The 376-nt window shown below is 25.0% G+C and carries 1 protein-coding gene; it reads left to right on the forward strand.

Annotation, left to right across the window (positions count from 1 at the left end; translation table 11 throughout):
* A partial coding sequence (locus tag F9817_RS23785) for a hypothetical protein (RefSeq protein ID WP_161158664.1) occupies positions 1–376 on the forward strand: 376 nt, incomplete at both ends.

Here is a 376-nt window from a genome sequence, read left to right on the forward strand (position 1 = left end):
GTGATACTCCATTTGTTGATGTTATTTATATACCTAAAAAAGTTAATGAAGGCAAAGGTATTAGTAAGCAAAAATATTTATTATTAACTCAAGAAGCTGTTGATGCTGTTAAAAAAGATAATATATTATGTAGCAATGCTGTTAAAATATCAAATAAAAATAAAAAGATTACTGCTTTATCTAAGTTAGGAATAATGGATCCATTTAATAGTATTGCTCATGAGACATTTTTGCGGTTAGATGATCCAAAACTAGCAGAAAAATATAAGGAATTGTTATTTGTAAAAGTAGACTTAGAAAAAGTTATTATCAAAAAGGAAGATCTCAATTTAGATAAAACCTTTGATGGTTACAATAAATATAATGACTATATAAG

Origin of the sequence: Vibrio eleionomae (assembly GCF_009874545.1) — a bacterium.
GTDB lineage: Bacteria > Pseudomonadota > Gammaproteobacteria > Enterobacterales > Vibrionaceae > Vibrio > Vibrio nitrifigilis.